The sequence below is a fragment of the Streptomyces sp. PKA51 genome (assembly GCF_057552455.1).
Window position 1 is genome coordinate 111,208 of the sequence record NZ_BAAJPZ010000001.1, and the last position, 22,252, is coordinate 133,459.

The following is a 22,252-nucleotide window of genomic DNA, read 5'->3' on the forward strand; positions in this document are numbered from 1 at the left end:
CATCCAATTCCTCGTCAGGAGAGGGGACACCTGTGCACTCCACGGCATCCGGAGCCCAGTCTCTGCCCGACCACGGCGGTGCGGTCGCCGTCGTCGGAATGTCGTGCCGGTTCGCCCGCGCGGCAACGCTCGACGCATTCTGGCGGCTGCTGTACGAGGGCCGGGACGCGATCGGCGACGTACCGCCCGACCGCTGGGACGCAGACGCGTTCCACCACGAGGACCGTGCGGCACCCGGGCGGACGAACTCCCGGCGAGGAGCCTTCCTCACCGACGTCGACCACTTCGACGCCGCCTTCTTCCACCTGTCCCCGCGCGAGGCGGCCATGACCGACCCCCAGCAGCGCCTGATGCTGGAACTCGGCTGGGAGGCGCTGGAGGACGCCCGGGTACGCCCCCTGAGCCTGGGCGGGCGAAGGGTGGGAGTGTTCGTCGGCTCCATCTGGGACGACTTCGCGCGCCTGGTCTACCGCGACGCCGTGGCGGACAGCACGCAGCACACCATGCCGGGGCTGCACCGCGGCATCATCGCCAACCGGCTCTCGCACTTCCTCGGCGTGACCGGGCCCAGCCTCGTCGTGGACACCGGGCAGTCCTCCTCCCTGGTGGCCCTGCACCTCGCGTGCGAGAGTCTGCGCCGGGGCGAGTCCGAGGTCGCCCTCGCGGCCGGCGTCAACCTGAGCCTGCTGCCCGAGACGTCCGTGATCTCCACCAAGTGGGGCGGCCTCTCCCCGGACGGCCGCTGCCACACCTTCGACGCCCGGGCGAACGGATACGTCCGGGGCGAGGGCGGCGGCGCCGTCGTCCTCAAGCCCCTGGACCGCGCCCTCGCCGACGGCGACCGGATCTACTGCGTGGTGCGCGGCAGCGCGGTCGGCCACGGCGGCGGCGCCACCATGACCACTCCGGACGCCGACGCCCAGCGCGAGACCCTGCGCCTCGCCTACGACGACGCCCGGGTGGACCCGGCGTCCGTCCAGTACGTCGAGCTGCACGGCACCGGCACGAAGGTCGGGGACCCGATCGAGGCGGCGGCCCTGGGCGCGGTGGTGGGCACCGCCGGCTCCGGCCGCACCCTGCGGGTGGGATCGGTCAAGACCAACATCGGACACCTGGAGGGGGCCGCGGGCATCGCGGGATTCCTCAAGGTCGCCCTGAGCATCCACCACCGGCGGCTCCCGGCCAGCCTGAACTACCGAACGCCCAACCCCGAGATCCCGCTGGAGGAGCTGCGGCTCGCGGTCCAGCAGGAGACGGGCGACTGGCCGGACGCGGACGGCCCGCTGACGGCGGGAGTCAGCTCGTTCGGCATGGGCGGCGCCAACTGCCACGTGGTGGTGAGCGAGCCCTCCCCGGCGGCTTCGGCCCCCTCGTCCTCGTCCGCCTCGGGCGCCTCGTCCGCCTCCACCGTCACCCCGTGGGTGGTCTCCGGCCGTACGCCGCAGGCACTGCGGGCCCAGGCCGATCGCCTGCACGACTTCCTGGGCGCGCAGGAGGACTGGGACCCGGTGGACGTGGGCTACTCGCTCGCGACGACGCGTACGGTGTTCGAGCACCGTGCCGTCGTCCTGGGCGATGACCGTGCCGAGCTCCTCGCCGGCCTGGCCTCCGTGGAGGCCGCGGTGTCCGCGACGGCCGGCGGCGTGGGCTTCCTGTTCGCCGGTCAGGGTTCGCAGCGGGCGGGTATGGGTGCGGAGTTGTACGGCCGGTATCCGGTGTTCGCCGAGGCCCTGGACGAGGTGTGCGAGCAGTTCGCGGGCATGCGGCTGCGTGAGGCGATGTTCTCGGGTGAGGGGTTGGGGCGGACGGAGGTGACGCAGCCGGCGTTGTTCGCGCTGGAGGTGGCTCTGTTCCGGCTCGTCCGTTCGTGGGGTGTGTCGCCGGATGTGTTGGTCGGCCATTCGATCGGTGAGATCGCGGCGGCGCATGTGGCCGGTGTGCTGTCCCTTGCGGATGCGGCGCGGCTCGTTGCCGCCCGCGGGCGGCTGATGCAGGCGCTCCCTGCCGGTGGTGCCATGGTCGCCGTCACCGCGTCCGAGGCCGAGGTCGGTGAATTTCTCTCCGACCAGGTCGGGCTGGCCGCGGTCAACGGACCGCGCTCGGTGGTCATCGCCGGTGACGAGAGCGCCGTCCTCGAAGCCGCCGCTGCCCTGACCGCCCGGGGCCACCGGACCAAGCGGCTGGCGGTCAGCCATGCCTTCCACTCGCCGCTGATGGAGCCCATGCTGGAGGACTTCCGGCGGGAGTTGTCCGGGCTGACCTTCCACGCCCCCGCCATTCCCATCGTTTCCACCGTCACCGGACGACCGGCCACCGCCGGGGAACTGGCCGATCCGGACTACTGGGTGACCCACGCCCGCCGTCCCGTGCGCTTCCTCGACGCCCTGCGCACGGCGGACGGCCAGGGCACCCGCACCTTCGTCGAACTCGGCCCCGGCGCCACGCTCGCCGCCCTCGTCCCCGAGTGCACGAGCAGGGCGGACGTCCTTGCCGTCCCGCTCCTGCGCGGCGGCAAGCCGGAGCCCCGTACCTTCACGGGGGCCCTCGCCGAGCTCTTCGGCCGCGGCGTCGACGTCGACTGGTCGCAGGCGTTCGCGGGCACCGGCGCCCGTACCACCGACCTGCCCACCTACGCCTTCCAGCGCCGGCGCCACTGGCTCGACACCCTGCGGACCGACTCCGCACCGGCCGAGGCCGCGCCGTCCGCCGAGGCGGCCCCCGCCTCCGGCCCGCACGCCGTGGAGGCGGGGACCACCGGCGGCACGCCCGACCCCCAGGAGCTGCGCGCGCTGGTACGGCGGCATGCCGCCGCCGTCCTCGGTCACTCCCGGCCCGACGAGGTCAACCCCCGGTACTCCTTCGCCGACCTGGGCTTCGACTCCTTCAGCGCTGTCGAGTTCCGCACCCGCCTGAGCGCCGCCGTGGGACTGCCCCTGCCGACCGGGCTGGTCTTCGAATGCCCCACCCCCGACCTGGTGGCCGACTACATCATCGAGCAGTACGCCGGATCGGCCGACCAGGCCGCAGCACTCGCACCGGACGTCCCTGCGGTCGAGGATCCGTTGGTGGTGGTGGGGATGGCGTGCCGGTATCCGGGTGGTGTGGGGTCTGCGGAGCAGTTGTGGGATCTGGTGGCCGGTGGTCGTGATGCGATCAGTGGGTTTCCGGTGAATCGTGGTTGGGCCGGTGATTTGTACGATCCGGATCCGGATGCGGTGGGGAGGTCGTCGACGCGGTTCGGTGGTTTCCTGCACGACGCGGACGAGTTCGATGCGTCGTTCTTCGGGATCTCTCCGCGGGAGGCTGTGGCGATGGATCCGCAGCAGCGGCTGTTGCTGGAGACCGCGTGGGAGACGTTCGAGAACGCGGGCATCGACCCCCACACCGTCCGCGGCAGCAACACCGCCGTCTATGTCGGAGCGACCGCCGGGGACTACGGACCGCGCATGCACGCGGCCCCCGAGGCGGTCGAAGGCCACCTCCTGACCGGCACCACCGCCAGTGTCATGGCCGGGCGCATGGCCTACAGCTTCGGGCTGAACGGCCCCGCGATGACGGTCGACACGGCATGCTCGTCCTCGCTGGTCGCCCTGCACCTGGCGGCCAAGGCACTGCGCGCGGGCGAGTGCTCGCTGGCCATCGCCGGGGGTGTCACCGTGATGTCGACGCCCGGGATGTTCCTCGAATTCAGCCGGCAGCGGGGTTTGGCGCCGGATGGGCGTTCGAAGTCGTTCTCCGATGATGCGGACGGGACGAGTTGGGCGGAGGGTGTGGGTCTGCTGCTGATCGAGCGGCTTTCCGCTGCCCGGCGTCATGGTCACACGATCCATGCCGTGATCCGGGGGACGGCGGTCAACCAGGACGGTGCGTCCAACGGTCTGACCGCGCCGAACGGGCGCTCGCAGCAGCAGGTCATCACCCAGGCACTGCGGGATGCGCGTCTGAGCCCGGCGGATGTGGATGCGGTGGAGGCTCACGGCACCGGTACGCGTCTGGGTGACCCGATCGAGGCGGAGGCCCTGGCCGCCACCTACGGGCGCGATCGCGAGGTGCCGTTGTGGCTGGGGTCGTTGAAGTCCAACATCGGCCACAGCCAGGCTGCGGCGGGGGTCGGCGGCGTCATCAAGATGATCATGGCGATGCGTCATGCCACCCTGCCGGCCACCCTGCATGCCGCTCAGCCCACCACCCATGTCGACTGGGAAAACAGCGGCATTCGCCTCCTGACCGAGGCGCAACCCTGGGACTCCACCGACGACCGTCCCCGCCGTGCCGCCGTCTCCTCCTTCGGCATCAGCGGCACCAACGCCCACGTCATCATCGAGCAACCCCCTGTGCCGGACGCTCGGCCCGCACCGACCGCGCCGCCCGTCACCCCGTGGGTCCTGTCGGGGCACACCCCCGAGGCTCTGCAGGCGCAGGCCCGGCGTCTGCACGACCACCTCACCGCACAATCCACCTGGGACCCCACCGACATCGGGCACACCCTCGCCGCGTCCCGCGCCACCCTCGAACACCGTGCCGTCGTGCTGGGCGGTGACCGTGCCGAGCTCCTCGCCGCACTGGCCTCCGTGGAGCCCGGGACCCCCGCGACGGTCGGCACCCTCGGTTTCCTCTTCACCGGTCAGGGTGCGCAGCGGGCGGGTATGGGCGCGGAGTTGTACGACCGGTATCCGGTGTTCGCCGAGGCCCTGGACGAGGTGTGTGGCCATTTCCCCGGTCTCGACCTGCGTGAGGCGATGTTCTCGGGTGAGGGGTTGGGGCGGACGGAGGTGACGCAGCCGGCGCTGTTCGCGCTGGAGGTGGCTCTGTTCCGGCTGGTGGGCTCGTGGGGTGTGTCGCCGGATGTGCTGGTCGGGCACTCGATCGGTGAGATCGCGGCCGCCCATGTGGCCGGTGTGCTGTCCCTTGCGGATGCGGCGCGGCTCGTTGCCGCCCGCGGGCGCCTGATGCAGGCGCTCCCTGCAGGCGGTGCCATGGTCGCCGTCGACGCTTCCGAGGCCGAGGTCGCCGGACTGCTGCCGGCGGACCGGGCCGGCATCGCCGCGGTCAACGGTCCCCGGTCGGTGGTCATCGCCGGCGCGCAGGACGCCGTTGCCCGGGCCGCGGTCACCCTGGCCGAGCGGGGGCACAAGACCAAGCACCTGGCCGTCAGTCACGCCTTCCACTCGCCGCTGATGGAGCCCATGCTGGAGGACTTCCGGCGGGAGTTGTCCGGGCTGACCTTCCACGCCCCGGCGATTCCCATCGTCTCCACGGTCACCGGACGCCCGGCCACCGCCGCGGAACTGGCCGATCCGGACTACTGGGTGACCCACGCCCGCCGTCCCGTGCGCTTCCTCGACGCCCTGCGCACCGCGGAGGACCAGGGCACGCACACCTTCCTGGAGATCGGTCCCGCGGCCACCCTCGCCGCCCTCGTGCCGGACTGCGCCCGGGAGCCGGGGACCGTTGCCGTCCCGCTCCTGCGCGGCGGCAAGCCGGAGCCCCGTACCTTCACGGGGGCTCTCGCCGAGCTCTTCGGCCGGGGCGTCGACGTCGACTGGTCGCAGGCGTTCGCGGGCACCGGCGCCCGTACCACCGACCTGCCCACCTACGCCTTCCAGCGCCGGCGCCACTGGCTGGCGCCCTCGGGCGGTGCGGCGGACCTGTCGTCCACCGGCCTGGACCGGCTCGGCCACCCCCTGCTCGGCACGTTCGTCGAGCAGGCCGGCGGGGACGGCGTCACCTTTCTGGGCAACCTGTCGCTGGCGGCGCATCCGTGGCTGGCCGATCACGCCGTTCTCGGCGCGGCCGTGCTGCCCGCCACCGCGTTCGTCGAGATGGCGCTGCGCGCAGCCGAGTTCTTCGGGTGCACGACGGTCGACGAGCTGACGCTCGTCAGCCCGCTGCACCTGCCGGAGGGCGACGATGTACCGGTGCAGCTGGTGGTCACCGCCGCCGACGACCCGGACACGTGGGAGTTCGGTGTCCACAGCCGGCAGACGGACGAGTGGGTGCTGCGGGCGACCGGTCGCCTGTCGTCCGCCCCGGCGGGCGAGGCGACGCCGGCCACGGGCCCGACCGCCGCATGGCCGGTACGCGGTGCCACGGCGGTGGACCTCGGCGACGTCTACGAGCGGGTCGCCGACCACGGTTACGCCTACGGCCCGGCGTTCCGGTTGCTGAGCGGCGCCTGGACCGCCGGCGAGGACGTGCTGGCCGAGACCGGGCCCGCCCTGCAGCCCGCGGGCGACGCCTTCCTCGTGCATCCGGCGCTCCTGGACGCGGCCCTGCACGCGCTGCTGCCCGGCGTCACCCACGAGGGGACGGCCACACGGCTGCCCTTCTCCTGGAGCGGCGTCCGGCTGCACGCGGTGGCGGGCAACGGCGGGCTGCGCGTCCTCTTCCGGCCCGCGGGCCGCGACACGGCCTCGCTCGCCGTCACCGACGCGGCGGGACACCCCGTCCTGACCGTGGACGAGCTGAGGTGGCGGGAGACGACTGCCGCGGCGCTCGGCCCGGCCGGCGACGAGGGACCGTCGCTGTTCACCGAGCAGTGGCGGCCGATCGCCCTCGCCGGGACGGCCCCCGCTCCCCATCTGCTGGCCTCGGTCGCGGACCTGGCCTCGGACGGGCTGCCGGACACCGTCGTCCTCCCGGTCACCGGCGGCACGGCCGCCGATGCGGCGGTGCACGCCCTGCAGGCCGTGCAGACCTGGCTGGCGGACGAGCGCTCCGCCACCCGCACGCTGGTGCTGCTCACCCGCGACGCGACCACCGACCCCGCGGCCGCGGCGGCCTGGGGCCTGGTGCGGTCCGTGCAGACCGAGCACCCCGGCCGGGTCGTCCTCGTGGACACCGACGGATCCGCGCAGTCGCAGGCCGTGCTCGGTACCGTCGTCGCCTCGGGAGAACCCCAGACGTCCGTACGGGCGGGAACGGCGTTCGTCCCCGAACTCGCCCGGCTCCCCGACGGGCCCGGGACGCCGTCGCGGTTCGACCCCGAGGGCACCGTCCTGATCACCGGCGCGACGGGAGCGCTCGGTGCCCTGCTCGCCCGGCACCTCGTGACCCGTCACGGCGTGCGCCACCTCCTGCTCACCAGCAGGAGCGGCCTGCGCGCGGACGGTGCGGCGGAGCTGCTGGCGGAGCTGACGGAACGCGGCGCGCACGTACGGATCGAGTCGTGCGACGTGTCCGACGAGCAGGCGCTGGCCGCCCTGCTCGCCACGCTCCCGGCGGACCACCCGCTGACCGCGGTCGTGCACACCGCGGGCGTCCTGGACGACGGCATCGTCACCGCCCTGACCCCCGAGCGGCTGCGTGCGGTGATCCGGCCCAAGGCCGACGCCGCCCGGAACCTGCACGAGCTCACCCGCGACCTCGACCTGTCGGCCTTCGTGCTGTACTCCTCCATTTCCGGGCTGATCGGCGCGGCCGGCCAGGGCAACTACGCCGCCGCGAACACCTCGCTCGACGCCCTCGCCCGGCACCGTCGGGCGCAGGGGCTGCCGGCGACCTCCCTGGCCTGGGGCCTGTGGGAGCAGCGGGGCGGCATGGCGCGGTCGCTGGCGGAGAACGACATCCAGCGCATGGCCCGGGCGGGCGTCGGCGTCCTCACCTACGACGAGGGCCTCGCTCTGTTCGACCGTGCCCTCACCACGGACGAGCCCGTCCTCGCACCCCTGCGGCTCGACACGGCCGCGGCGGGGGCGGCGGACGACCTTCCGGCGGTGCTGCGCCCGCTGGCGGGCGCCCGGCCACCGCGGCGCCGGGAGCGCGACCTCCGGCGGCAGTCGCACACCGCGGACCTGGCGGCCCTGCCGGAGGCCGAGCGGCGGGAGCGGATCCGCGAGCTGGTACGGGACCGGGCGGCCGCGGTGCTCGGGCACGCCGACGCGCTCGGCATCGACTCCGCGCATTCCTTCAACCAGCTCGGGTTCGACTCGCTGATGGCGGTGGAGTTCCGCAACAAGCTGGGGGCCGCGGTCGGCCTGACCCTGCCGACCGGCCTGGTCTTCGACCACCCCACCCCCGAGGACGTCGTCGACCACATAGCCGAGCGACTGGGCGGACCGGGCGCCGAGCCCGAGCCGGTACCGGAGCCTGACGCGGACGTCCCTGCGGTCGAGGATCCGTTGGTGGTGGTGGGGATGGCGTGCCGGTATCCGGGTGGTGTGGGGTCTGCGGAGCAGTTGTGGGATCTGGTGGCCGGTGGTCGTGATGCGATCAGTGGGTTTCCGGTGAATCGTGGTTGGGCCGGTGATTTGTACGATCCGGATCCGGATGCGGTGGGGAGGTCGTCGACGCGGTTCGGTGGTTTCCTGCACGACGCGGACGAGTTCGATGCGTCGTTCTTCGGGATCTCTCCGCGGGAAGCGGTGGCGATGGATCCGCAGCAGCGGCTGTTGCTGGAGACCGCGTGGGAGACGTTCGAGAACGCCGGCATCGACCCCCACACCGTCCGCGGCAGCAACACCGCCGTCTACGTGGGTGCCATGTACCACGACTACGCGCCCCCGGTGCACCAGATGCCCGGCGAGCTCGAAGGGGTGCTGCTGACCGGCAACACCGCCAGCGTCATCTCCGGCCGGCTGTCCTACATGTTCGACCTGACGGGCCCCACGGTGACCGTCGACACGGCGTGCTCGTCGTCGCTGGTCGCCCTGCACCTGGCGGCCAAGGCGCTGCGCTCCGGCGAGTGCTCCATGGCGCTGGTGGGCGGCGTGACCGTCATGTCGACTCCGGGCACCTTCGTGGAGTTCAGCCGGCAGCGGGGTTTGGCGCCGGACGGGCGTTCGAAGTCGTTCTCCGATGATGCGGACGGGACGAGTTGGGCGGAGGGTGTGGGTCTGCTGCTGATCGAGCGGCTCTCCGATGCCCGGCGTCATGGTCACACGATCCATGCCGTAATCCGGGGGACCGCGGTCAACCAGGACGGTGCGTCCAACGGTCTGACGGCGCCGAACGGGCGCTCGCAGCAGCAGGTCATCGCCCAGGCACTGCGGGATGCGCGTCTGAGCCCGGCGGATGTGGATGCGGTGGAGGCTCATGGCACCGGTACGCGTCTGGGTGACCCGATCGAGGCCGAAGCCCTGGCCGCCACCTATGGTCGCGGCCGCGAGGTGCCGTTGTGGCTGGGGTCGTTGAAGTCCAACATCGGCCACAGTCAGGCTGCGGCGGGAGTGGGCGGCGTCATCAAGATGATCATGGCGATGCGTCATGCCACCCTGCCGGCCACCCTCCACGTCAGCACCCCCACGCAGCACGTGGATTGGGACGCCAGCGGCATTCGCCTCCTGACGGAGGCGCAGCCCTGGGATGCCACCGACGAGCGTCCCCGCCGTGCCGCCGTCTCCTCCTTCGGCATCAGCGGCACCAACGCCCACGTCATCATCGAGCAAGCGCCTGTGCCGGACGCTCGGCCCGAACCGACCGCGCCGCCCGTCACCCCGTGGGTCCTGTCGGGGCACACCCCCGAGGCTCTGCAGGCGCAGGCCCGGCGTCTGCACGACCACCTCACCGCACAGTCCGCCTGGCACCCCACCGACATCGGGCACACCCTCGCCGCACGGACCACCCATGCGCACCGCACCGTGGTCCTCGGGAGGACACCCGGCGAACTCCTCGCCGCACTGGGGGACGTGGCGGCCGCCGAGTCCCTCCCGGCCGGCTCCCCGGCCGGGCGGCAGCGCGACAAGGTCGTGTTCGTCTTCCCCGGGCAGGGGTCGCAGTGGGCCGGCATGGCGCACGAGCTCCTGGAGACCTCCGAGCCCTTCGCCGAGGCCATGGCGCGGTGCAGGCAGGCGCTCGCGCCCCACGTCGACTGGGACCTGTTCGACGTGGTGCGCCGGGTGCCGGGCGCCCCGGACCTGGACCGCGACGACGTGGTGCAGCCGGTGCTGTTCGCGGTCATGGTCTCGCTCGCCGAGGTGTGGAAGTCGCTCGGCGTCCTCCCGTCGGCGGTCATGGGCCATTCGCAGGGCGAGATCGCCGCCGCGTACGTGGCGGGCGCCCTCTCGCTCGACGACGCGGCGCGCATGGTGGCGCTGCGCAGCCGGGCCCTGCGGGCGATCGCGGGGCTGGGCAGGATGATGTCCGTTCCCCTTCCGCACGACCGGGTCGCCACCCTGGTGGAGTCCTGGCAGGGCCGGCTGTCGGTCGCGGCGGTCAACGGGCCCGGCTCCACGGTCGTGGCGGGTGACGCCTGCGCCGTCGAGGAGTTGCGGGACCAGCTGGTGGCGGACGGGGTGCGGGCCCGGATCGTGCCGGTCGACTACGCCTCGCACTCCGTCCACGTGGAAGCGGTGCGCACGGACGTGCTGACCGGTCTGTCCGGTCTCCGCCCGCGCCGGGCCCGGATCCCCTTCTACTCGACGGTGACCGCCGAGCGCATGGACGGCAGCGAACTGACCGCCGAGTACTGGTACCGCAACCTTCGCCGGACCGTGCGCCTGCAGGAGACCACGCAGGCGCTGCTGGAGAGCAAGCACGCCGTCTTCGTGGAGGTCGGCCCCCACCCGGTGCTGACCATCGGCCTGCAGGACACGGTCGACCTCCAGGGAGCCGACGCGGTCGTCTGCGGAACGCTGCGCCGGGACAACGGTGGCTTGGAGCAGGTCCACCGCTCGGCGGGGCACCTGTTCTCCCACGGCGTGGCCGTGGACTGGGCCGGGGTGTTCGCCGGTACCGGCGCGGTGCGGGTGGAGCTGCCCCCGTACGCCTTCCAGCGGGAGCGCTTCTGGCTCGACCGCTCGGGCGTGCACGTCACCGCGCGCGAACCCGCTCCGGCGGCGGCCGACAGGTTCGCCGGCCTGTCCGCGGGGGAGCGCATTGCCGCGCTGACCCGCGTCCTGACCGAGGAGCTGGCCCTGGCGCTGGGCCGCGGCAAGGACGGCGCGGTGGAGCCGGACGAGACGTTCACCGAACTCGGGCTCAACTCCCTGTCCGCAATGGAACTGCGTACCCGGCTCGCGACGGTGACCGGTGTCCGGCTGCCGGTCACGGCGATGTTCGACCACCCGACCGTGGACCAGCTCGTCAAGGTCCTCGACGAACTCGTCGGCGCGTCGCGGCCGGAGGCGGAGGCGGAGGCGGAGGCGGAGGCGGAGCGGACACCGGCGCTCCCGGTCACGGCCTCCGAGGCTCCGACGGTCCCGCCGGCCGCGTCGACCACGCTGCGGGAGCTGTTCCAGGGCGCGTGCGCGACGGGCAGGATCACGGAGGCGATCGACATGCTCGCGGCCACCGCCCTGCTGCGGCCCGCCCCGCGGCAGCCGGTGCCCGCCGGGTCGCCGGTCCGGTTCTCCCGTGGCGCGGATCCCGTCCTGGTCTGCCTCCCCTCGTTCGTGGCCCCCGCCAGCCCGTACCAGTTCGCCCGGTTCGCCGCGCCGTTCCGCGAGGAGCGGGAAGTGGTCTCGCTCCCGGCGAGCGGGTACGCGGACGGCGAGCCGCTGCCGGCGTCGTTCGACGCCCTGGTGCGGGCGCAGGCCGACGCGGTGAGCGCGTACGTGGCGGACAGGCCGTTCGTCCTGCTCGGCTACTCCTCGGGCGGCTGGCTCGCCCAGGCGGTGGCCGAGGCGCTGGACGGCCCGGCCCGGCCGGCCGGAGTGGTGCTGCTGGACAGCTACCTGCCGGAGGACGAGGAGATCCTGCGCATCCAGTCGACCCTGTTCGACGAGCTGGCCGCCAAGCCCGAGATCGCCGAGCTGGTCAACGACGCCAACCTGACCGCGATGGGCCGGCACCTGCGGCTGTTCCGCGGCTGGACCCCCCGCCGGGTCGCCGCGCCGACGCTGATGGTGCGGGCCGCCGACCTGCCGGGGGAGGAGGGCGGTCGCCGCTCGGTGTGGCCGCTGGCCCACACCGAGGTCACCGTGCCGGGCACGCACGTCTCGATGATCGACGAGTTCGCGGAGTCGACCGCCCGCGCGGTCGCCGACCGGCTCCCCGCCCTCCTCTTCGAACGGAGCAAGTGAGTGCTGATCGTCCAGAAGTACGGCGGGTCCTCGCTGGGGGACACCGATCGGATCAGGGAGGTCGCCGGGCGCATCCTGCGCACCCACCGCAGCGGGCACGAGGTCGTCGTGGTCTGCTCGGCGATGGGCGACACCAGCGACGAGCTGATCGACCTGGCCGGCAGGGTCGCCGGCAGCCCGCCGGCCCGCGAGATGGACATGCTGCTCGCGACCGGTGAACGGGTCTCCAACGCGCTGATGGCCATGGCGCTGCACGACCTGGGAGGCACCGCGTGCTCCCTGTCGGGGGCCCAGGCCGGCGTGCTCACCGACGCCGCCCACGGCAGCGCGCGCATCGTCGACGTACGACCGCACCGGGTGCGCGAGGTGCTGGACCGGGGAGCCGTCGCCCTGGTCGCGGGCTTCCAGGGGGTCGTCCCCGGCACGGGGGAGACCACGACGCTCGGCCGCGGCGGCTCCGACGTGACGGCGGTTGCGCTGGCCGCGGCGCTGAAGGCCGACGTCTGCGAGATCTATACGGACGTCGACGGCGTCTTCTCCGCCGATCCCCGCGTCGTCGCCCACGCGCGGCTCCTGGAGGCCGTCGGCTGCGAGGACATGCTCGAAATGGCCGCCGGCGGGGCGAAGGTGCTGATGCCGCGGTGCGTGGAGTACGCCCGCCGGCACGGCGTCGACCTCCACGTCCGGTCGTCCTTCACGGACCGGCCGGGAACCGTCGTTTCGCACTCGGTGAAGGGAACCGGAGTGGAAGGCTCGCGCATCACGGGGGTGGCCCACACCCCCTCGGTCGTCAGGATCACGGTCGACGGGATCCCGGCCGCACCGGCCGCGGTGGCCCAGGTCCTGGAGACGCTGGCCGACGCCGGCATCCCCGTCGACATGCTCCAGAGCGCCCCGGCGACGGCCGACACCGCGCTGACCTTCACCGTGCCCGCGGCCGACGGGCCGCAGGCGGTGGAACTGCTGGAGCGCTGCCGCTCCCGCACCGGCCACGGCGCGGTGCACGGCCGGACCGGCGTGGGCCAGGTCTCGCTCGTGGGGGCCGGGGTGCGCAGCGATCCCGGCGTGGTGGCGCGGCTGTACCGCACGCTGGCCGAAGCGGGGATCGCGGTCCAGCTGATCTCCGCCTCGGAGGTGCGTGCCTCGGCCCTGTGCCCCGCCGAGCGGCTGGAGGACGCCGTACGGGTACTGCACCGAGCCTTCGGACTGGACGGTGCGAGCGAAGCCGTCGTCTACGCGGGAACGGGGCGCTGACGATGACGAGCGAGAAGAACGCCGACGCCGGCCCGCTGAAGGTGGCCGTGCTCGGCTGCGGGACCGTGGGCACCGAGGTCGTACGCCGGCTGCACGACGCGGGCTCGGTGCTGGCCGGCCGCATAGGAGCGCCCCTGGAACTGGTGGGCGTCGCCGTGCGGGACGTGAAACGGACGCGGGACACCTGCGTCGCCCCCCACCTGCTGACCGACGATCCGCTCGGTCTGGTCAAACGGGACGACGTCGACCTCGTCGTCGAGGTGCTCGCCGGCACCGACCCCGCCCGGTCGCTGGTCACCACCGCACTGGAGCACGGCGCTTCGGTGGTGAGCGCCAACAAGGCGCTCGTCGCGGCGCACGGCCCGGCCCTCCACGAGACCGCCGCGCAGCACGGAGCCGATCTGTTCTACGAGGCGGCGGTGGCCGCCGCGGTGCCCGTACTGCGGCCCCTGCGCGACTCCTTGTGCGGCGACGACGTCACCCGCGTCGTCGGCATCGTCAACGGCACCACCAACTACATCCTGGACCGGATGACGCAGACCGGCGGCGACTTCGCCACGGCGCTGACCGAGGCGGTCGAACAGGGGTACGCCGAGGCCGATCCGACCGCCGACGTGGAGGGGACGGACGCCGCGGCCAAGGCCGTGATCCTGGCCTCCCTGGCCTTCGGCGCCCGGGTGCCGCCCGAGGACGTGCACCGCGAGGGCATCACCGGGGTCACGGCGGCGGACATCGCGCACGCCCGGGTCCACGACCGCGTGGTGAAGCTGGTCGCCTTCCTCGAACGGCCCGCCGGGGGGCCGGAGTTGGAGGTGCGGGTCCATCCGGCGATGGTCGCCCGGACCCACCCGCTCGCCGGCGTCGCCGGCGCCGACAACGCGGTCCTGATCGAGGCCGGTGGCGCCGGACCGCTGCTCTTCCGCGGCGCGGGCGCCGGCGGCGCGCCGACCGCCAGTGCGATCCTCGGCGATCTGGTGACGGCGGCCCGGAGGAAGGTTCTCGGCCACCCCGCGACCGCCCTGCCGTTCCCCGCCGAGCCGTCCGCCCTCCTGCCCCCGCACGCACTGCGCGGCCGCTACCACCTCGCCGTGCCCGTCGACGGCGCGGCGGTCGCCCTGGAAGGCATCGCCGGCGCACTGCGGACCACGGGGATCACGCTCGACTCCTTGCGGCGGTGCCGTACGAGCGGGCGGGAGACGCTGCTCCTGGAGACCGGTGTCGCCAGGGAGGCGGACCTGCTGCGCTCCCTGGACGCCGTCGCGAGCCTGCCGTCGGTCACCGGGGCACCGCGGACGATGCGCATTCTGGACGCGACCGCGTCCTGAGGAATTCCCGGCCCCGCACGGCATGACGCCGTGCGGAAGGACGGCAATCCCGGTTTCCCCCGGCCGGGATTGCCGTCCGACGCATGTCCGCAAAAGGGCGCCGAACCCCACTCTTCCCGCAATGTGCTGGTCGCAGCCGGTACAGAAAATGTCCCCAGGGGACAGAAAGGACCCTACTTGTCCCCGCAGTTGCCCACTCTGCACGATGTCGGCATGACGGAAGAAAAGGCAAACAGCCGCCGCTGGGCGGTCCTGGCCGTGTTGTTGGCCGGCATGCTCATGGGAGGCATGGATCTCACCATTCTCAACGTCGCCCTGCCCTCGGTCGGACGCGAATTACTCCCCTCGGGATCCGAACTGCTGTGGATCACCGACGGTTACGCCCTGACGGTGGCCGCGACGCTCGTGGTCTGCTCGACGATCGGCGACCGGCTCGGGCGCAAGCTCGTCCTGCTGCTGGGGCTGGCCACCTTCGGGCTGTCCTCGGCCGGGGCGGCCATGGCCTCCGGCCCGGGACAGCTCATCGCGGCCCGGGCGGTCCAGGGCCTGGGCTACGCGATGATGCTGTCCAGCACGGTCGTCATCATCCGGGTCATCTTCCCGGTGGCACGCGAACGCTCCCTCGCCTACGGCCTGTGGGTGGCCGGCTCCAGCACCGGTGCAGCCCTCGGGCCGGTGCTGGGCGGCGCGCTGGTGCAGAAGTTCTCCTGGGGCGCGGTGTTCCTGGTCAACGTGCCCATCGCCGTCGCCGCGGTGCTGGCCAGCCTCGTGCTCGTGCCCGAGTCCCGCAACCCCGCACCCGAACCGTGGGACGTGCCCAGCGCCGTGCTGTCCATCGCCGGGCTCGCGGGCGCGGTGTACGCCCTGCAGCGCACCGGGCAGCCGGGGAGCGTCCCGCCCGGCACCGTGGTCACCGGGGTGCTGGGCGTCCTGCTCCTGGTGGTGTTCGTGGTGCGGCAGCGCCGCATCGCGCATCCGCTGCTGGACATGCGGTTGTTCGCCGGGCGGCTGTTCTCCGTGGCCACCGTGACCATCCTGGTCTGCTACGGGGCCTACACCGGCCTGCTGTTCCTGCTGACGCAGCAGCTGCAACTCGTTGACGGCCTCTCGCCCCTGTCGGCCGGCCTGACGCTGGTCCCGGTCGCGGTCGCCAGTGCCGTCGGCGGCGTCGTGGCCCCCAAGCTGGCGGCCGTCCTCGGCAAACGGTGGGGCGTGACCGTGGGGGTAGTGGTGATCGCCCTGGCGCTGATCGCGCTCGGGGTGTTCGGCGCAGCGCACAACTACGCCGCCCTGGTCGCCGCCGGCCTCGGGTCGGGCATGGTCATGACCCTCGGCGCCGACGCGATGATGAGCTCCGCCCCGCCGGAGCGGGCGGCCGAGGCGGGCGCGGTGCAGGAGGTCGGCTTCTCGCTCGGCGCCGGGCTCGGCGTCGCCGCCATGGGCATCGTCGTCACGCTGGCGTACCAGGACCGGCTCCGGCCGGTCGACGGGCTCACGCCCGACCAGGCCGACACCGCGGCCGAGTCGGTGGGCAACGCCATGGGGCTCGCGGGAAAGCTCGCGGGCGGCGCGGGGGACGCCCTGCGGGCCAGTGCGCGACGGGCCTACGAGCAGGGATTCGGCCTGACGACCGCGGTGACCGCCGCGGTGCTGCTGGTGCTGGCGGCCGTCACCGCCGCCCTGCTGCGCCCCGGGGAGCCGGCCGGCGACGAGCAGGGAACGGACGGGGACGCGCCCCGGCGGGACCGGTCGGACACGCTGACGGCCTGACGCCCGGGCGGTGTCCCGCGATCCACGCGCACCGTGGTGTGGCGCGTGGCGCGGGACACCCCGGCGCGCTCAGACCAGGCTCGGCTCCTCGACGGGCCGGCGCACCTGCTCCCGGTACCAGTTGCCCCACTCCTCGAGCCGGACCACCAGCTCCTTGAGGCTCATGCCGATCTCCGTCAGCGAATACTCGACCCGCGGCGGCACCTCGTGGTGCACCGTGCGCAGCACCAGGCCGTCCTCCTCCAATTCGCGCAACTGCCGGGTGAGCATGCGTGGCGTGATGTCGGGCATCGCGCGCTTCAGTTCACCGAATCGCAGCGTCCCGCTCCGGAACAGGTATTTGAGAATACTGAGCTTCCACACACCCCCGCAGACAGTCATCGCGACCTCGAGGGTGCAGTAGTCGAGCATGTCGTCCACGCGCGGCCGCATGGTCCTCCCTCATGTGCCCATCGATGGTTCACCACCATCTATATGGCCGCTACACCTGAATGGCTACCGCATATTCGGCCGGTTGTCGTCTTCCCTCCCGCGCCGTCGCCCCCGCTATCCCGAGCCCCGGGGTGTTGTCAGTCCGTAGCGTTCCGGATGTCCTCGCCGGCCGGCCCTGGCTACCGTGCCGCTGGCCCGTCCATCCGACCCGACGTGCCCCTCGAGGGGGGAGGAACACCACGTGCTCCACGGTCTTCGCACAGGCGCGCTGCGCCTCTTTCTCGCGGCGACGTGCGCCGTACTGCCGTCGCTGGTGACCCCGTCACCGGCCGCCGCGGCACCGCGCCCCGCCGGCTTCGCCGCGTCGTGCCCGACGTCCGGCTTCATCTCCGACGGCTACGGCGGAGCCCGCGACCACGACGGCATCGACATCGCCAACGCCCTCGGCACGCCGATCCACGCCGTGGGCGACGGGGAGGTCATCAACTCCGGCCCCGCCCAGGGCTACGGCCAGTGGATCCGCATCCTGCACCCCGACGGAACGGTGACCGAGTACGGGCACATGTACCAAAGGGACGTCGCCGTGGGGGAGCGGGTGACGGCAGGCCAACGCATCGCGCTCATGGGCGCCGAGGGCGAGGCCAGCGGCCCCCACCTCCATCTGCGGGTGCGGCGCGACACCGGTATGAGTCACGGCATCGACCCGATTCCCTACCTCGCGGACCGCGGCGTGACCGTACCGTGCACGCCGGGCCGGCGCCCCGGGCCGGCGCCGTTGGTGTATCCGGTGGAGTCGGGGCGGGTGGTGTCGGCGCGGTCGGCCGATGGTCGTCTGGAGGTGTTCGCTGCCGGGGCGGATGGTGTGCATCACGCTTGGCAGTCGCAGGTGAACGGTGGTTGGTCGGAGTGGGAGAAGCTGGGTGGTCCCGGGAACGCTCAGCTCGCGATCGCGCCGAATGCGGACGGTCGGCTGGAGGCCTTTGCGATCAATGGTGATGTGGCCAAGCATCGTTATCAGCTTTCTCCGTCGGGTGCTTGGTCGGGTTGGGAGGACTTCGGTACCGGTGGCAGCAGTGTCGCGGCGGGGGTCAATGCCGATGGTCGTATCGAGGTGTTCGCCTCGGGGTCGACCGGGGTGTTCCACCGGTATCAGAACGCTCCGAACAGCGGTTGGTCGAACTGGGAGTCGTCGGGCGGTGGTCCTGCCGGGAGTCGGGTGAAGATGGAGAAGTCGTCGGATGGGCGTCTTGAGGTGTTCGCGCTCAACGGGACGGTTTTCCAGCATCAGTACCAGACGGCTGTCAATGGTGGCTGGTCGCCGTGGGAGGACTTCGGCGGCGGTGGCCATGATGTGACCGTCGACCACAATGCCGATGGCCGGTTGGAGGTCTTCGCCTCCGGTCCGGTGGGCGTCTTCCACCGGTACCAGACCGGCCCCGCCGGCTGGTCGGGCTGGGAACCCGTACGCGGCCCCGCCAATTCCCGGCTCACCAGCGACCGTACCGCCGACGGGCGTGTCGAGGTCTTCGCCGTCAACGGTGACGTCGCCATGCACATCTGGCAGCAGGGCCTGAACGCTTCCTACAGCGACTGGGACACCTTCGGCACCGGCGGCACCGACGTCACCGCCGCGACGAACGCCGACGGCCGGATCGAGGTCTTCGGCGGCAGCCGGGACGGAATTCATCACAAATGGCAGACCGGCTTCAGCACCTGGTCCGAGTGGACCTGGGTCAACAGCACCTCCGGTCCCTCCATCCCATGACCGACGACCCGAAGGGGCAGCAGGTGACAAGAACGCAGCGCGTCCGGCGACATGCCTTACAACGCATCGTTCCCTCGGTGCTCGCGACGCTGCTCGTGGCGGCGGGCATGGTGGGCGGCGCCTCGCCGGCGCAGGCCGACCCGAGCGATCTGTGCGCCCAGGTCGGCTACAACGCCGGCTGGCGCGGCCAGGCCCTGGAACTCGCCGTCGCCGTCGCGCTGGCCGAGTCCAGCTGCAACCCGTCCGCGTCCAACACGACGAACAACACCCCACCGTCGACCGACCGCGGCCTGTGGCAGATCAACAACTACTGGCACAAGGAAGTCGACGACGCCTGCGCCTACGAGCCCCAGTGCAATGCGAACGCGGCCTACCGCATCTCCAACGAGGGGCGGAACTGGGAGCCCTGGTCCACCTACGTGATGGGTCATCACCTGCGGCACATGGGCGAGGCACGCGCCGCGGTGGCGCGTCTGGGCAGTCCCGGCACCGGGCCGGCGCCGTTGGTGTATCCGGTGGAGTCGGGGCGGGTGGTGTCGGCGCGGTCGGCCGATGGTCGTCTGGAGGTGTTCGCGGCCGGGGCGGATGGTGTGCATCACGCTTGGCAGTCGCAGGTGAACGGTGGTTGGTCGGAGTGGGAGAAGCTGGGTGGTCCCGGGAACGCTCAGCTCGCGATCGCGCCGAATGCGGACGGTCGGCTGGAGGCCTTTGCGATCAATGGTGATGTGGCCAAGCATCGTTATCAGCTTTCTCCGTCGGGTGCTTGGTCGGGTTGGGAGGACTTCGGTACCGGTGGCAGCAGTGTCGCGGCGGGGGTCAATGCCGATGGTCGTATCGAGGTGTTCGCCTCGGGGTCGACCGGGGTGTTCCACCGGTACCAGACGGCGCCCAACAGCGGGTGGTCGAACTGGGAGTCGTCCGGCGGTGGTCCCGGCGGAAGTCGGGTGAAGATGGAGAAGTCGTCCGACGGGCGTCTTGAGGTGTTCGCGCTCAACGGGACGGTTTTCCAGCATCAGTACCAGACGGCGGTCAATGGTGGCTGGTCGCAGTGGGAGGACTTCGGCGGCGGTGGCCATGATGTGACCGTCGACCACAATGCCGATGGTCGCCTGGAGGTCTTCGCCTCCGGCCCGGTGGGCGTCTTCCACCGGTACCAGACGAGTCCGACGAGCTGGTCGGGCTGGGAGCCGACGCGCGGTCCGGCGAACGCCCGGCTCTCCAGCGACCGCAGTCCGGACGGGCGCGTGGAAGTCTTCGCCATCAATGGTGACGCCGCGATGCACATCTGGCAGAAGGGCGTGAACGCCGCGTACGTCGACTGGGACACCTTCGGCACCGGCGGCAACGACATCGCCGCCGCGACGAACGCCGACGGCCGGATCGAGGTCTTCGGCGGCAGCCGGGACGGAATCCACCACAAGTGGCAGACCGGGTTCAGCACCTGGTCCGAGTGGACCTGGGTCAACAGCACCTCCGGTCCGCCCCTCACCTGACCCGTCCCCCCCCCGGCGGCCGGCCGGGCCGACGAGGCCCGGCCGGCCGCGCCCCCCACCCGGAGGATCCGTGCATCCGATCAGCAGACGACGCCTGTTCCAGGGCTCCGCCGCGGCGGGTGCGCTGGCCCTGCTGGGGGCCGGCGGGGCCGTGTCCGCCGCCGCCGCGCCGCCTCCGCCCCACCGGTGGGTCGGCGCGGGGCCCTTCACCCACGTCCACGACCCGTCCACCCCCGGTGAGCGGCGCTACCTCAACGACCACACGCTGATCGAGGCCGGGGGCCGGTGGCACCTGTTCGGCATCGTCGGTGCCGCGGCGCCTGCCGGCCGGTCCCCCGACAGCGCGGCCGAGATCTCCTTCGCCCACGCCTCCGCACCGCACCCCACCGGCCCGTGGACCCCGCACCCCGACGCGCTGACGGTGGACCGGACCTACTTCGGGGAGGAACACCTGTGGGCGCCGCACGTCGTCGAGGCGGGCGGCACGTACTGGATGTTCTACGCGGCCGGGGGCCGCAACGGCGCCGCGATCAACCTCGCCACCTCGACCGACCTGTTCACCTGGACCCGCGTGCCGACCGGCCCGCTCTTCCGGGGCCGCGCGGCGCGCGACCCGATGGTGGTGCGGATCGGCGGCCGCTGGGTCATGTACTACACCGAGCTGTCCCCGGACGGCCGGCACGTGGTCGCCTTCCGGCGCTCCGACGACCTGGTGCACTGGAGCGAGCCCGGCGTCGCCTTCACCGACGCGAGCACCGCCGCGACGGTGTCGGTCACCGAGTCGCCCTTCGTCGTCGAACGGGACGGCTGGTACTACCTGTTCATCGGGCCGCGCGGCGGTTACGACGGCACCGACGTGCTCGCGTCCCGGGACCCCTTCCACTTCGTCGTGGACGGCTACGCGGGCCACGTGCCGGGGCACGCCGTCGAGGTGGTCACCGCTGCAGGACAGTGGTACGCGACCGCCGCGGGCTGGTTCCACCAGGGGCTGTACGTGGCCCCGCTGGACTGGCGGGACGTCCCACCGCCCTGGCAGAGCCCCGACAACCCGGCCGCCGCGCTGGACGCCGACGGCCGGCTCAACGTCTTCGCCCTCGACGCGGGCGACCACTCGATGCTGCGGCGCGTCCAAGTCGACCCGCAGTCCGACACCTGGTCGCCGTGGGAGGTGTTCGGCGGACCGGCCGGGGCGGTCCCCACCCTGGGCCGCAACGCCGACGGCCGGCTGGAGGTGTTCTCCCTCGCCCCGGACGGTGCCGCGCTGGACCACCGGGCGCAGCGCCCGGACGGCGGCTGGGCCGGCTGGGAGCGGTTCGGCGGCCCGGCGGGCGCCGCCCCCGCCGTCGCCCGCAACGCCGAGGGGCGGCTGGAGGTCTTCGCCCTCGCGCCCGGCGGCGCATCGATCGCCCGGCGACGGCAGCAGGCGCCCGGAGCACCGGCCTGGGAGGAGTGGGACGCGGGCTTCGGCGGGCCCGCGGGCGCGCCGCCCGTCGTCGCCGCCAACGCCGACGGGCGCCTGGAAGTGTTCGCCCTGGCGCCCGGTGGCGCGGGCATCTTCCACCGGTGGCAGGAGGCGCCGAACGGCGCCTGGGCGCAGTGGAGTCCCTTCGGCACCGCGGCCGGCACCGCGCCGCGGGTGGCACGGGACGGCAGCGGCCGGCTCACCGTCGTCGCCACGGCACCGTCCGGCCTGGCGACCTTCCACCGGCGCCAGTCGGTGCCGAGCGGTGGCTGGGACGACTGGCGGCCGCTGACCGGCTGGACGGACGCGGCCCCCGCGCTCGTCCCCGATGCCGACGGCAGGCTGGAGGCCCTCGCCCTGCCGCCGGGAGGGGCGCCGCTCACCCGCTTCCGGCAGGTCGCGCCCGGCGGGGCCTGGGACACCGGCGACGACTTCGGCGCCCCCGGCGTCCGGCTCGCCGCCACGCCCACGGCGGTGACCGACGCCACCGGACGGATCCACGTCCTCGCCGTCACCCCCGAGGGCCGGATGCTCACCCGCGTCCAGGCGGCGCCCGGTGGCGGCCGGGGCCCGTGGACCGCCTTCGGCGACCGGGCGGTCGCGCCCGTTCGAACGGGCACCCCCGTCTTCTGACCCCCCGCCTTCTGACCCCCGCCTTCCGACCCGCTTTTTCGACCCGCCTTCCGGTGGGACGGCCGCCGCCTTCTGGCGGGACGGCCGCCGGGTGGGGAGGATCGGTCGGGTGACGACTGATCAGGAACGCCCCGGCCGAGAGCTCCCGACCACCCGCC

At 72.9% G+C, this 22,252-nt stretch carries 8 protein-coding genes; 7 read left to right on the top strand and 1 reads right to left on the bottom strand.

Translation table 11 applies throughout. The annotated features are described in order from the left end of the window. The first annotated feature begins 32 nt into the window (after nucleotides 1-32). From AC27L3_RS00525 to AC27L3_RS00540, 4 genes are all read left to right on the top strand, one after another. The gene (locus tag AC27L3_RS00525) at nucleotides 33-11,960 is read left to right on the top strand and encodes a type I polyketide synthase (protein WP_487231939.1); all 11,928 of its coding nucleotides are present in this window, start codon (nucleotides 33-35) and stop codon (nucleotides 11,958-11,960) included. After that, on the top strand, nucleotides 11,961-13,214 hold the full coding sequence (locus AC27L3_RS00530; RefSeq protein WP_487231940.1) for an aspartate kinase: 1,254 nt from the start codon (nucleotides 11,961-11,963) through the stop codon (nucleotides 13,212-13,214). Between the two features lie 2 nt (nucleotides 13,215-13,216). Then, a complete protein-coding gene (locus AC27L3_RS00535) occupies nucleotides 13,217-14,539 on the top strand; it encodes a homoserine dehydrogenase (RefSeq protein WP_487231941.1) in 1,323 nt (440 codons plus the stop codon). A gap of 213 nt (nucleotides 14,540-14,752) precedes the next feature. Continuing rightward, nucleotides 14,753-16,309, top strand: a complete 1,557-nt coding sequence (locus tag AC27L3_RS00540; RefSeq protein ID WP_487231942.1) for an MFS transporter — start codon at nucleotides 14,753-14,755, stop codon at nucleotides 16,307-16,309. 69 nt (nucleotides 16,310-16,378) lie between these two features. Here the strand turns inward: AC27L3_RS00540 and AC27L3_RS00545 are convergent, their stop codons facing one another. Next, complete coding sequence (locus AC27L3_RS00545; RefSeq protein WP_487232289.1) at nucleotides 16,379-16,720, bottom strand: winged helix-turn-helix transcriptional regulator; 342 nt, start codon at nucleotides 16,718-16,720, stop codon at nucleotides 16,379-16,381. A 262-nt stretch (nucleotides 16,721-16,982) separates the two neighbouring features. On the opposite strand from AC27L3_RS00545, the gene AC27L3_RS00550 reads away from it, so the two are divergent. The 3 genes from AC27L3_RS00550 to AC27L3_RS00560 all read left to right on the top strand — a co-directional run bounded on the left by AC27L3_RS00550 (nucleotide 16,983) and on the right by AC27L3_RS00560 (nucleotide 22,094). After that, nucleotides 16,983-18,506 (top strand): DUF8189 domain-containing protein, encoded by a 1,524-nt coding sequence (locus AC27L3_RS00550; RefSeq protein ID WP_487231943.1) that lies wholly within the window; start codon nucleotides 16,983-16,985, stop codon nucleotides 18,504-18,506. Further along, entirely contained in the window at nucleotides 18,503-19,999 is a 1,497-nt protein-coding gene (locus AC27L3_RS00555) for a DUF8189 domain-containing protein (protein ID WP_487231944.1), read from the top strand. The genes AC27L3_RS00550 and AC27L3_RS00555 overlap by 4 nt, the downstream gene beginning before the upstream one ends. A gap of 70 nt (nucleotides 20,000-20,069) precedes the next feature. Beyond that, nucleotides 20,070-22,094, top strand: a complete 2,025-nt coding sequence (locus tag AC27L3_RS00560) for a DUF8189 domain-containing protein (RefSeq protein WP_487231945.1) — start codon at nucleotides 20,070-20,072, stop codon at nucleotides 22,092-22,094. The last annotated feature ends 158 nt before the right edge of the window (nucleotides 22,095-22,252 follow it).